This is a genomic window from Argonema antarcticum A004/B2, assembly GCF_023333585.1.
GTDB classification, from domain to species: domain Bacteria; phylum Cyanobacteriota; class Cyanobacteriia; order Cyanobacteriales; family Aerosakkonemataceae; genus Argonema; species Argonema antarcticum.
In genome coordinates this window covers 23945-36097 of the sequence record NZ_JAIQZN010000075.1, presented here as the reverse complement: position 1 = coordinate 36097, position 12153 = coordinate 23945, and the positions used below count along the sequence as shown (strand labels likewise).

At 45.4% G+C, this 12153-nt stretch carries 16 protein-coding genes; 5 read left to right on the top strand and 11 right to left on the bottom strand.

The genetic code is table 11. The features are described 5' to 3' along the window. Positions 1-573: 573 nt before the first annotated feature. The 9 genes from LAY57_RS25910 to LAY57_RS25875 form a co-directional block, all read right to left on the bottom strand. Complete coding sequence (locus LAY57_RS25910) at positions 574-774, bottom strand: type II toxin-antitoxin system HicB family antitoxin (RefSeq protein WP_249070013.1); 201 nt, start codon at positions 772-774, stop codon at positions 574-576. Between the two features lie 71 nt (positions 775-845). After that, positions 846-1079, bottom strand: a complete 234-nt coding sequence (locus LAY57_RS25905; protein WP_420839133.1) for a DUF6887 family protein — start codon at positions 1077-1079, stop codon at positions 846-848. After that, positions 1051-1221, bottom strand: a complete 171-nt coding sequence (locus LAY57_RS36650) for a DUF6888 family protein (protein ID WP_420839132.1) — start codon at positions 1219-1221, stop codon at positions 1051-1053. Before LAY57_RS36650 ends, LAY57_RS25905 begins: the two co-directional genes overlap by 29 nt. Before the next feature lie 6 nt (positions 1222-1227). After that, the gene (locus LAY57_RS25900) at positions 1228-1725 is read right to left on the bottom strand and encodes a type II toxin-antitoxin system YhaV family toxin (protein WP_249070011.1); all 498 of its coding nucleotides are present in this window, start codon (positions 1723-1725) and stop codon (positions 1228-1230) included. Positions 1726-1727: 2 nt separating this feature from the next. Further along, positions 1728-2063 carry a type II toxin-antitoxin system PrlF family antitoxin gene (locus tag LAY57_RS25895; RefSeq protein ID WP_249070010.1) on the bottom strand — a complete coding sequence of 112 codons (336 nt, stop codon included), beginning with the start codon at positions 2061-2063 and terminating at the stop codon, positions 1728-1730. Positions 2064-2266: 203 nt separating this feature from the next. Beyond that, positions 2267-2512 (bottom strand): hypothetical protein, encoded by a 246-nt coding sequence (locus LAY57_RS25890; protein ID WP_249070008.1) that lies wholly within the window; start codon positions 2510-2512, stop codon positions 2267-2269. After that, on the bottom strand, positions 2512-2700 hold the full coding sequence (locus LAY57_RS25885) for a hypothetical protein (protein ID WP_249070007.1): 189 nt from the start codon (positions 2698-2700) through the stop codon (positions 2512-2514). The genes LAY57_RS25890 and LAY57_RS25885 overlap by 1 nt, the downstream gene beginning before the upstream one ends. A gap of 124 nt (positions 2701-2824) precedes the next feature. Beyond that, complete coding sequence (locus tag LAY57_RS25880) at positions 2825-3499, bottom strand: hypothetical protein (protein WP_249070005.1); 675 nt, start codon at positions 3497-3499, stop codon at positions 2825-2827. Then, positions 3474-4061 carry a competence protein CoiA gene (locus LAY57_RS25875; RefSeq protein ID WP_249070004.1) on the bottom strand — a complete coding sequence of 196 codons (588 nt, stop codon included), beginning with the start codon at positions 4059-4061 and terminating at the stop codon, positions 3474-3476. The genes LAY57_RS25880 and LAY57_RS25875 overlap by 26 nt, the downstream gene beginning before the upstream one ends. 185 nt (positions 4062-4246) lie before the next feature. On the opposite strand from LAY57_RS25875, the gene ispG reads away from it, so the two are divergent. Together ispG and ctpC are read left to right on the top strand one after the other, a co-directional pair. After that, positions 4247-5461 (top strand): (E)-4-hydroxy-3-methylbut-2-enyl-diphosphate synthase, encoded by a 1215-nt coding sequence (gene ispG, locus LAY57_RS25870; protein ID WP_249070003.1) that lies wholly within the window; start codon positions 4247-4249, stop codon positions 5459-5461. Positions 5462-5586: 125 nt separating this feature from the next. Further along, entirely contained in the window at positions 5587-6873 is a 1287-nt protein-coding gene (gene ctpC / locus LAY57_RS25865; protein WP_249070016.1) for a carboxyl-terminal processing protease CtpC, read from the top strand. 46 nt (positions 6874-6919) lie between these two features. On the opposite strand, the gene LAY57_RS25860 is transcribed toward ctpC, so the two are convergent. Beyond that, positions 6920-7360, bottom strand: coding sequence for a retroviral-like aspartic protease family protein (locus LAY57_RS25860; protein WP_249070002.1), 441 nt, complete (start codon positions 7358-7360; stop codon positions 6920-6922). A gap of 93 nt (positions 7361-7453) precedes the next feature. Beyond that, entirely contained in the window at positions 7454-8053 is a 600-nt protein-coding gene (locus tag LAY57_RS25855) for a hypothetical protein (protein ID WP_249070001.1), read from the bottom strand. Positions 8054-8571: 518 nt separating this feature from the next. On the opposite strand from LAY57_RS25855, the gene LAY57_RS25850 reads away from it, so the two are divergent. From LAY57_RS25850 to LAY57_RS25840, 3 genes are all read left to right on the top strand, one after another. After that, positions 8572-10623, top strand: a complete 2052-nt coding sequence (locus LAY57_RS25850; RefSeq protein WP_249070000.1) for an elongation factor G — start codon at positions 8572-8574, stop codon at positions 10621-10623. Positions 10624-10985: 362 nt separating this feature from the next. Then, complete coding sequence (locus LAY57_RS25845; RefSeq protein ID WP_249069999.1) at positions 10986-11882, top strand: prohibitin family protein; 897 nt, start codon at positions 10986-10988, stop codon at positions 11880-11882. Positions 11883-11908: 26 nt separating this feature from the next. After that, on the top strand, positions 11909-12097 hold the full coding sequence (locus tag LAY57_RS25840) for a DDE transposase family protein (protein ID WP_249069998.1): 189 nt from the start codon (positions 11909-11911) through the stop codon (positions 12095-12097). The last annotated feature ends 56 nt before the right edge of the window (positions 12098-12153 follow it).

Here is a 12153-nt window from a genome sequence, read left to right as displayed (position 1 = left end):
TCTAGATGAAAGTCCATTGTTCTTTACCGGTATAATGTAGCGATCGCTACATTATACCCCATTATGCCGCAAGACCCGATAGAGACGAAATTCAATTACCCAGAGTTCTGCTGGTTTCAAAAAGGGAAATAGTATAAATATGGTGCTGATTGAGTTAGAGATCCCGAAGGCGGCGAACCATCTGACGATCTCAACGGCACGCAAGTTACCCCAGAGGAGAAACACACCGACCACCACAATAAGTAAGCCGTTTGACGAATAGTTATGTCTCAAGCTGGATGAAAAGCTTTGATCTTGTGATGTTTAATAGAAAAAGTAGGCGATATCGAGAATCCCAACCGCGATTAGCACAATTCCCACTCGCTTCAAAATAGCCCGATAATTGTACATTTTTTTTTAAGATATAAGAGTTTGTTAATACGAATTTTGGAAAAAGCGATCGCAGGTCATCGCTTCCGATCTGATTTGAGCCTTGGCGGTAGCTTTATGCAAGCTAGATATCTTCCTCTGTAATCCCAGCATCCTTGAGAAGTTCCTAAACAATTTTGCAAAGTGCTTTGCCAGAAACAGATTTCATAGAGATAACTCAATTAACTGTTTTTCGGGGGCAAGTTCCTTTTGTTGACTAGCGACTTCAAGCCAACCCTGAACAACATCTTCGAGCATCTCTAACAACTGTTCATAGCTCTCCCCCCAGGTGTGACAACCTGGAAGGGCTGGAACTGAACCGCACCATAAGCCATCTTCTTGCCAAATAATCACCTTAATTTTCATGCTCAATCTCTAATAGTTATCTGCTAAGAATTTTAATGCACAATTTTATTGTTTTCAATCTGGCGATCGCGTTATTCGCTACTGTTATTTCTCGCCGCTTCTAATTTTCGGCGAATTGCGGCTTGAACCTTCTCATCAAAATCAGGATCGTCGGGACTGGCAATAATTCTGAGCGGACGTTGATTAATTCGATCTAAGTACGCTTGAAATGCACCTCGATCTCCACGATGCTTGAGAAAATACTGTTTCAACTCAGTAGTAGACATTGAATCATAGTTAACCTGGCTTATCAGCAAACTCTCCATTTGGTATAATTTTAAACTCGATCTCCTCGTCATACCCAGCCAATATGTAGATATTACGAGTTCGGTTATCAACGCAAATAAGATGTATGGGCTGAAGCATGGTGTAAGTTAGTTGATAGCTGACGCGATATAAACTTTCCAAAGCCAGTTAAATTTCTACATTTACTGCTTTCTCTAAACGATGAGTTTCGCCTTTTGCCTCTTTGAGTAACTCATTCCAATCGTCTGGAGGGTGACCACTTTCAAGCATTTTCTTAAAAACTCGATAAGCGTCTGTATTACTGTCATAAGCCCGCTTAGAGTTCTCATCGTTAACCCAGGCGAATACGATAATTTTACTCTCTTGATGATATCGAAAAAACAGTCGGTACTGCTGAAAAAATTTAGCTCTAAACCAGTGCTTGTAATCATCGCCAAGCGTAGCCCCTTGGCGATAATTATTATTTGTTGGATCTTGAGGAATAACATCAAATGCCAACTTTGCTATGGCGGCTAGACGCTTTGTGACGTTTTTCTGCTTGTAGTCTTCAGGATGCTTCTGACGCAAATCTTCAACCTGCGTCAGAAGTTCTTCAAACTGGTTGAGGAAGAGAGAATGGGCAAATATGTTCCATTCATTAATCACTAGCGGCTGATTTGTAGACAAACTTATTCATCCTCGTCCGAGAGTGCTGCATCAAGATCGAGAGTGACTTCAGAAACTAAGGACTGAACACGGCTTACTAAATCAGAGCTTATTGCTTTTACGTGCTGAGGATTCTTTTCGATATCTTGTGCAAGAAAATTCAGAAACTTCGTCAGTATAGGATCGCTCTCCGTCCTCTCAGCGCGAGAAATTACTACTTGACCGTCAGACTGGATGGTGTAGCAGATTTTATCACGCTTATTCAAGCCAAGGACTTTGCGAACTGGCTCAGGGACTGTAGTCTGATAACGATCGGTAAGAGTAGATTCTGAGCATCTGGGTAGTAAGCTATTCGTCATCTAATTTCATTCGCTAAATTAATCTGTCGGTTAAACTCTATCTCCAAGGTAATGCAACTGCATTGTCTTGTCAAGAGTAACATCCTTGGGTTTGGGAGATAACTCGTCAGCGCTCTTGTTTTGGGGAAAAGCCCAATTTTTGAGGGGGTTCGGAAGAAAGGGCGATCGCATTTGGTGAAAAAGTGCGATCGCATTAACTCCACTCAATCTTCTGGTAAAGCTTCAATTTCATCCCCGATTAGATCGGGTAAATTTTCTGTATGCACGTGCAAGTGACAGACAGCGCCAGTTAATTCAGCCAAAATATCACCTTTTTGGTCATCTGTCAGGTTAGGCAACTTCAACTGAGTCAGTAGAGAAAGCACCGTCTCGCATTCTTCTCGCAGTTCATTCAACAAGACTGACAAAGTAGCGTTAACGTTTAATGTTTTTTCAAGTTTGGAAATCATCAGCCACGCCTCAATCGTTTTTCTGCTCTTGCTAAACTTTTCTCTAATCCCGCAATTTCTTTGCGCCAGTATTCAATCAAGTTTTCATCTGGAATCGGTTTCTCCTGTTCTGTGGCAATCTTTTGGTGATGCTTGATAATCTGTTGTCGAATACTATCAACAGACTTCCGAAACTTTTTCTTAGACAATTTTATCCTCTAACGCACTATCAATGTCGGATATTGCTAGTTTAAATCTAAACTGCTTCCTCGATCGCTAATTTAATTCCATCTACCTTTGGCGAAGGACGCAAAGTAAGAGAGGCGATCGCTATTATTTATCAGATGTCCTTGTACGTTTTATCCGCCACTCACGCGCCCTTTTTCTTGCTGCCCCAATACCACTTTCTGGTAGAAGTTCACTACGCGAGGGCTTCAGTGCTTCTGGAACTACCACAATCCAACACTCCTCAGCACCATACTCCTGTTTCTTTATAGCTTTTTTAGCGTTGAGCGCTCCAATATGACCATTTACGGAATGTTCACCAGACTTTTGCAGTGCCAGCCCTCGCTTAATTTGAGCTGGCTTAATACTTGGCCAGATGTCTAGACATCGCTTAAGCATCAGATCTTTAGTGTAATCGAGCCAAGCAGATTTCCCAGGAGCCGAGCCACAATCAACTTCATAATAATACTGAATTCCCAGTTCAAACTTCCTGACAGAGCTTCCAAAACGATCGAAACAAGAGTTGATAATCTTATCTAACATCGCAAGTCCATACTGCTCAATAGTTTGGTCAAATCTCTGCCATTCATTATTTTGAATGTAAAGGCAGCGAAAAATATATAGCGTCTCAATAATTTTTGCAGTAGGGTTTCTTTCATTTAGCCGTTCTTCTAATCCTAAGTTAGCCATAGATAGATTAAGCGTTTTGCCAGATTGTTCATTTTTTTGATTATCATACCAATAACCTTCACGTAACCTATAGTAAACCCACTCTAACTCCATCCTGACTTCCTTGAGCGTAGGCGGACAATTGCTCGTAATTGAGTATGAGGGCAAATCCAAACTTTGAGTGAGACCAATCGAGATTGGATTTGGTATTTGCAGACTTGCCAAGCCACCAAACAACGTCAATTCCTGCATATAAATAATCCTCAGTTCTTTTTTCAAGTTCTTCAACTGTGATTGAAGCTAGTTGGCACTCGTGAGCAACTATCCAGCCGTTAGGAAACTTTGCGACAACATCCGCAATCCGCCTTACTTCAGGAATAGGAAACTCATATTCTATTTCGGCAAGGCTGTACTCTGGCAGTTCTGCCTCAAGAGTTTTCGCTATCAACTCTTTCCCTGCAAGATGTTCGGGACTTTCTGGATGGCTTTGGTAATCGCTTGTGCATTCAGCTTTGTGGGCGAAGTGAGGTTTTTTGATCATCCCTTGCTTAATAATCATCGGACTACCACAAAGCTGACAAACTAAGTCATCTGCCTTCAGTTCAGCACGGGGATTTTTCAATTTTGTAATGTCTACTCGTTCGCTAGTGCTTGCGATTCTGGCAATCAACGGCATGGTCACATCTCCAGTTAGCTGGGGTATTCAGTCTCGGTTGAGTATTGACTGATAGAAATGGTCATGGGGTATTTACCTCAACCCAGCGAGGACTAATCTTACTCTAACGCTGATGCTCACCAAAAGCGTCCCGTCTATGGCAATCTGAAAGACAGAAAGGACTACAGCAATTAACCAACAGCGTTATGCAAACTCTGCCCAACCCAACCGCCACCCGTCAACCCACCTTCGACACCACCATCAAGCGGCGCAAAACTCGCCCCGTTAACGTGGGAAACGTTATCATCGGTGGTGGCTATCCGGTCGTCGTACAATCGATGATCAACGAAGACACCCTGAACATCGAAGGATCGGTGGCCGGAATTCGTCGCTTGCACGAGATTGGCTGCGAAATTGTGCGCGTTACTGTGCCAAGTCTCGGACACGCCAAAGCATTAGCCGAAATCAAACAGAAATTGCTTGAAACTTACCAATATGTGCCGCTAGTTGCCGATGTGCATCACAACGGCATGAAAATTGCGCTGGAAGTTGCCAAATATGTCGATAAAGTGCGGATTAATCCGGGATTGTATGTATTTGAAAAACCGAAATCGGAGCGAACCGAATTCACTCAATCTGAAATTGACGAAATTGGTGAAAAAATCCGCGAAACTTTAGAACCTCTGGTCGTTTCCCTGCGAGATCAAGGTAAAGCCATGCGAATCGGCGTCAATCACGGTTCCCTCGCCGAAAGAATGCTTTTTACCTACGGCGACACTCCAGAAGGCATGGTAGAATCTGCGATCGAATTTATTCGCATCTGCGAATCTCTGGACTTCCGCAACTTGGTGATCTCCATGAAAGCCTCGCGAGTGCCGGTAATGTTAGCAGCTTATCGCCTGATGGCACAACGGATGGATGAACTGGGCATGGATTACCCACTGCATTTGGGCGTCACCGAAGCTGGCGATGGCGAATACGGTCGCATCAAATCTACTGCTGGAATTGCTACACTTTTAGCAGACGGCATTGGCGATACCATCCGGGTTTCCCTCACGGAAGCTCCGGAAAAAGAAATTCCCGTCTGCTATAGTATTCTGCAAGCTCTGGGATTGCGGAAAACAATGGTGGAATATGTCGCCTGCCCATCATGCGGTCGCACATTGTTTAACCTAGAAGAAGTTCTCCACCAGGTACGGGAAGCCACCAAACATCTCACGGGTCTAGACATAGCAGTAATGGGTTGCATTGTCAATGGCCCTGGAGAAATGGCAGATGCCGACTACGGTTATGTCGGCAAACAGCCCGGTTATATCTCCCTGTATCGCGGCAGAGAAGAAATTAAAAAAGTTCCAGAGTCTCAAGGTGTTGAGGAGTTAATAAACTTAATCAAAGGAGATGATCGCTGGATCGATCCTTAAGAAATGTACGATGTTGAATTTGGTTAAGCACAATAGTGGTATGTACTGAACTTTTCCACAAAAAGCTTGTGTTAAATTGGGCTTACTCCCATTGCAGTTTTTCCCTTCCGGCTCAGTAGAGAATGATGGACATAACAAGACGCGGACTCGTTTTAGGTGCAACAGCTGCAGTACTGACGACTGTGGCAGTAACCGGCGCTGGTATTCACCTGTCAAGTCAAGCTTTCTTTCGCGATAGTCCGAAAGAATTGGTGGATGAAGTCTGGCAGATAGTCGATCGCAACTACGTGGATGGCACGTTCAACCAGGTTGATTGGCAGAAAGTTCGGAATGAGTATCTGAGCCGGAATTACACCAGCAAAGAAGAAGCTTACAAGGCTATCCGGGAAATGCTCAAGAAACTCGACGATCCTTACACCCGGTTTATGGACCCCGAAGAGTTCAAGAGTATGCAAATTGATACCTCCGGGGAACTTACAGGTGTCGGTATCCAGCTTTCCCAAGATGAAGAAACCAAAAAACTCGTTGTCATCGCGCCAATTGAAGGTACACCAGCTGCTAAAGCAGGCGTTCTTTCCAAGGATATCATCCTGAAGATAGATGGCAAGAGTACCGAAGGAATGGAAGTCAGCGATGCAGTCAACTTGATCCGAGGCCCAGTCGGTACAGAAGTGACGCTGACGGTGTTGCGAAACAATCAGCAAAAAATGTTTAAGCTGAAACGCGATCGCATCGAAATCCATCCAGTCCGCTACAGCCGCAGCCAAGATATCCCCGGAGGTGTTGGCTACATTCGCCTGAACCAATTCAGCGCCAACGCAGCAGGAGAAATGCGGACGGCAATTCAAGCTTTAGAAAAGCAGGGAGTCTCTGGCTACGTTTTGGATCTGCGTTCTAACCCAGGCGGACTCCTCTACGCCAGCATCGACATTGCCAGGATGTGGATCAAAGACGGGGGCATTGTCTCCACGGTAGACCGTCAGGGAGTAAGCGATCGCCAGCGAGCAAACAACAGACAACTCACCGATAAACCCTTAGTCGTTTTGGTGGATGGCGGATCGGCAAGCGCCAGCGAAATTCTATCTGGAGCCCTGCAAGACAACGGACGCGCCGTCGTAGTCGGCACAAAAACCTTCGGCAAAGGCTTAGTGCAATCGGTGCGCGGACTGGGCGATGGTTCGGGAATGGCAGTGACGATCGCCAAGTACTTCACCCCCAGCGGTAGGGATATCAACCACGCCGGGATTATCCCCGATGTGAAGATCGAACTCAACGATGCCCAACGGCAAGAGTTAGGCCGCAATCGCGACGAAATTGGCACCAAAGCAGACCCGCAATACGCCAAAGGTCTGGAAGCCTTGCAGCAGCAAATTGCCAAAAAAGGCGTCCGACCCCAAGCATCGGCTCGGTAATTAGAAAAGTCTTGAGTTATGAGGAATGGATTCATTCCTCATAATTTCAAAGAATCGTCAAATAAGTATCCACAGATTCTGAAGGCAAAACTCGCAAGGTTTGTTTTTGCAAATCCGGTTCCAAACCCAATGCTTCCAAGGGAATTACTCCTAACAAAGCATCTCGTCCCCCCGGTAGCTCCAAACACTCAAAAGTTCCTTCCCGCCCACACATAGAAATGGTGGCATCTCGAAATATTTTAGCCTTACTGATTCCCACAGCAGTAGAAACATCTACTTCTTTAAGTAGTTCTAATCCCAGTTGAGCAATAATCTCTGGTGGTAGGCATAGGGTTGTTGCCCCCGTGTCTACCAGAACATTTTTTAAGGTGACAGAACGAACGCGATCGGCAGGTATTGCTCCATCTTTAGCTCTGATTTGGTCAGCACGATTGATAATCGTGAGAGTGGTGAAAACTTTACCCATAGTTGTTGTGTTATTTCTCATAATCGAATACATTGTGAATTGGAGTAACTTGTACTATTTTACCGAGCGATCGGCAGAGAAATATCAAACTCACTTGATGCCGATCGCCTCAACTTAGCCCCGTTCAACTATCCACACCAAAAATGCCAAAATCTGCTCGACAGGCGGGAGTGGATAATCAGTCAGATCGATCGTTGCTGTTGTCCCCTCCAGCTTAAGAAAGCGCCATTGAGTACCGCTGCTGATACAGCCATAAATAGTTGAAATTGAATTTTGTGCTACTTCATTAAAACGCTGTGCTGCAACCATTTCAGCAAGGCATTGACCAAGACCTTCATTAAGATCTGCTTTCTTCGCTTCAAGAATTACGATCGCAGGAGCTTCAATAATCAATTGTTCAGGCGAACGACTAATTAAAAAATCCACATACCCGGTGAGGTCGCAAGTTGGGTCAACATTGAATTCTCGTCCAGAAAATAGACTGATTTGGCGGTTTTGAATGCGTCGGACTTCTTGAAGGACTGGGTAAACAATAGCCTCAGATCTGGCTTTTTCTGAACCGACTGCAATAGTCCAAGGCAAATCTTCTAGCTCGCTCGTTAATCTGGGGCTAGGATTAATTGGTTGAACAGAAGGAAAGAAAGAAGTTCCCTCCACGATGGTTAACTGAAAATCTTTTTTAGCTCTTGTAAGTGTGAATTGGCTATAAGGCATAATTCGGCTCCATGCTAGATTTGGTGGGAGAGGATGTCACGAAATGCAATATATAGCTAGGGACTAGGGGCTAGGGGCTAGGGGCTAGGGGCTAGGGAAGAGGGAAGAGGGAAAAGCTTGACGAAGTAAGGGATTATGAACCAGAAGTAAGAGTTGGAGTTGCCCTAACCGCCAAGGCGGTTGCTATAAGTAATGATTTAGCAATAAAAATTATTTTAAGTTAATAAAGTTCAATATTTATTTTAAACCAAAATCAAATTTTTATGACAGTGTGTTAAATAAGGGTTAACTTATGGCTAAATACAAGGTAAGTTTTCAAATAGGTGAGTTAATCCAGACAAAGTAAGCTCAACCTACTAAACGATTTCTATCAGAATCTACAGCATAGCTCGTAGGGGGAGTTGAGCGAGAATTTTGCTTATCTAACCTGTACTACCCGAAAAACATTTGCTGTCCACAGTGACAAGCGGCAGCTGCACTCTTAAGCAAGTTCGACAGCTAGCCGTAAAGGAGGATTTATGAACGAAAAAGTCGTTTCCAGTTTCCGTAATGTAGCGATCGTCGGCCCGTATCTGAGCGGCAAAACATCATTGCTAGAAAGCATATTGTTCGTCACAGGTGCGATTACACGCAAAGGCAGCATCAAAGATAAAAACACAGTCGGAGATAGCGCCCCAGAAGCACGCGATCGCCAAATGAGCGTCGAAATAGCAGCCGCCAGCACCGAATACAGCGACGTGCGGTTCACATTTCTCGATTGTCCCGGATCGGTTGAATTTGCCCAAGAAACTTATAACGCCCTAATTGGCATAGATGCGGCAGTTGTAGTTTGCGAACCAGTAAGCGATCGGGCCCTGACCCTCGCCCCCCTATTCAAATTCCTCGACGACTGGGAAATACCCCACCTAGTCTTCATCAACAAAATCGATCGGGCCAACAGCAACTTCATGGACGTACTCCACGCCCTCAAATCCGTCTCCAGTCGTCCCTTAATACCGCACCAATATCCGATCGGCCAAGGAGAAAACCTCAGCGGCTTTATCGATTTAGTCACCGAACAAGCTTACCATTACCACCCAGGGGCCCCAGCCGACCCCATACCATTCCCCGACGAACTCCGAGAACAGGAACACGCAGCGCGGGCAGAAATGTTAGAAGAGTTGGCAAACTTTGACGACCATCTCTTGGAAGAACTCCTAGAAGAAATCGACCCACCCCAAGACGAAATCATCCAAGACCTCAAAATGGAATTGGGGGCAGACTTAATTGTCCCAGTATTCCTGGGAATTGCCGAACGAGATTTCGGCGTCCGACCCCTACTAGAAGCCCTGCGGCGCGAAGCACCCACCCCAGAAACAACATTCCAGCACCGGGGAATTGCCCTCCACGCCGATGCACCCCTGGCGCAAGTCCTGAAAACCTACTTCACCCCCCAAGGCGGCAAACTCTCCCTCGTGCGAGTTTGGCAAGGCACCGTCACAGATGGCGCTGTCCTCAACGGCGTGCGTGCAGGGGGCATTTATCGCCTCACAGGTCAACAACAAAACAGCCTGCAAGAAGCCAAAGCCGGTGAAATTGTAGCCATAGGACGTTTGGAGGGCATAAAAACAGGCGATACCCTATCGACAAACAGCGGACAACCGGCGTCAGAACTACCCAAAGCGGAACAACTGACGCCGGTTTATGCTTTGGCGGTTACTGCGGAAAAGCGCAACGATGAAGTTAAGCTCAGCAGTGCCTTCAGCAAGCTGATCGAAGAAGACCCATCATTAGCTTGGGAACAACATGGCGACACCCGCGAAGTCATCCTGTGGGGTCAGGGAGAAATTCACCTGCAAGTAGCGCTAGACCGACTGCGCCGCAAGTATAACCTGCCGATGGCCACCCACCTGCCCCAAGTTGCCTACAAAGAAACCATCCGCAAACCTGTCTCCTCCATTCACGGACGCTACAAGCACCAAAGCGGCGGACACGGGCAATTTGGCGATGTTTATCTCGACATCAAACCCCTGTCTCGCGGAGAAGGGTTCAACTTTAATGAAAAGATTGTCGGCGGAGTGGTTCCACGTCAGTACATCCCCGGAGTGGAAATCGGTGTGCGGGAGTCTCTGGCACATGGCCCCTTGGGTTTCCCCGTGGTCGATGTAGCGGTGACCCTGATTAATGGTTCTTACCACAATGTAGATAGTTCGGAACAAGCCTTCAAACAGGCGGCGCGTCTGGCGATGCAAGAAGGAATGCCTAAATGCGAACCGACTTTGCTAGAACCAATTACGGCAATTGAGATATCAACTCCGAAAGAATTTACTTCTAAGGTGTTGCAATTGCTGACTGGACGACGCGGGCAGATTTTGGGTTATGAAGGTCGGTCTGATTGGAATGGTTGGGATAAGGTTACTGCTTATTTACCGCAAGCTGAAATGCGCGACTTTATTGTGGAGTTGCGAAGTCTCACAATGGGCGTTGGTTTCTTCAACTGGAAGTACGACCATCTCCAAGAAGTGCCGGACAAGCTAGCAGAAAAGGTTGTGGCAACCAACGGTAACGGTAAGACCAACGGCCACCGCTAATCGGATTTTAGATTTGATAGCATGGCCGGTGGCATCGGTTGCCTAAAAAATTTCCACTCTTATCTGTGTTCATCTGTGTTCATCTGTCTTCATCTGTGGTTAAATTTTTACCACAGATGACAACAAACAATTTAACGATCTCACTCTTACAATAACGATGCTACCGGGCATGATATGAGATTGCAAATTTCAGATTTGGTGATTAAATTGGCAATTCTTCATCCTGAATTATAGGGCATCGGGCAACTGGTGCCCTACTTAATTACCAATCCTTAACCAAGGGTGTGTAGTATGATGATCGGATAGTGCAGAGAAACTGGGTTTCTTGGATAATCTTCATCTCTGGGAATAAAGGTAATTTAATGTCATTTATTGTCTCGCTTTTGATTACTCTGATATCTGTTCTAGTATTCCTCACTGGTGGAGGCGTTGTCAGCGAACGAAATCGCTTGGCGATTCGCGGCATTGCTTTGTTGATTGGGGGTATTGCTGCATTTGCATCCGTCTCCAAACTTTTCGCGGTCGTCCCAGCTGGTAATGTCGGTGTCGTAGATTCGTTAGGACAAGTTTCTGAAACCTCCCTCAATCCCGGCGTTCACTTTGTAAGTCCTTTTACCAAAATTGTCATATTCTCCACTCGGCTGAGGAATGTTCAAGAAACCATAGAGGCTACATCCCAAGAAGGATTAGCTTTCAATACCAATGTCAGTCTTCAATATAGACTGGAACCGCAAAAAGCTGCGTCAATTTACAAAAGCATTGGCATCGATGAAACAGAGATTGTAGTAGCCCGATTTCGTTCTATCGTCCGTGAAATTACTGCTAACTACCCAGCTGAGGCCATTTACTCTCGTAAACGCCTAGAGATAGCAAATCAGATCCGCCAACGGTTAAGTAAACAGTTAACTCCTCTTGGTTTTATCGTCGAAGAAGCTTTGTTGAGAGAACTGCAAATCCCAGAAAAGATCCAGTCAGCAATTCAGGAAAAACTACAGGCTGAACAGGAAAGTCAGCGCATGACTTTTGTGCTTAAAAAAGAACGCCAAGAGGCAGATCGCAAGCGCATCGAAGCCAAAGGTATCTCTGATTCTCAAAAGATTATTTCTCAAGGTCTTAATGACAAAATACTCCAATTGAGAAGCATTGAAGCTACTGAGAAACTCGCGAGTTCCTCTAATTCCAAAGTTATCATGCTCGGTGCTGGTAAAGGGGGAATGCCGATGCTTTTACAGCAAGATACACAAACTTCAAAACCTTAGTTGTTGAACTGTTTTTTTAGGGGAATATGGATAACTCACAAACTTGGTATATTGTCAAGCGCAATGACGGTCACTGCGATATCATTCTTAGCCATGAAGTTGAAGGGAAGGAAGATCCAAATATAGTGGAAAAGTGGGGGCCGATCGCTTCGCAACAGGATGCTCTAGCACGTCGCGTCGGCTTAATTCGCGCCGGAAAGTGCCAACCCGTTTAGATAACTAGACATCGAGTGTCTTGTGTGGAGCTTGAGAAAAAATCTCTGGCTCCACA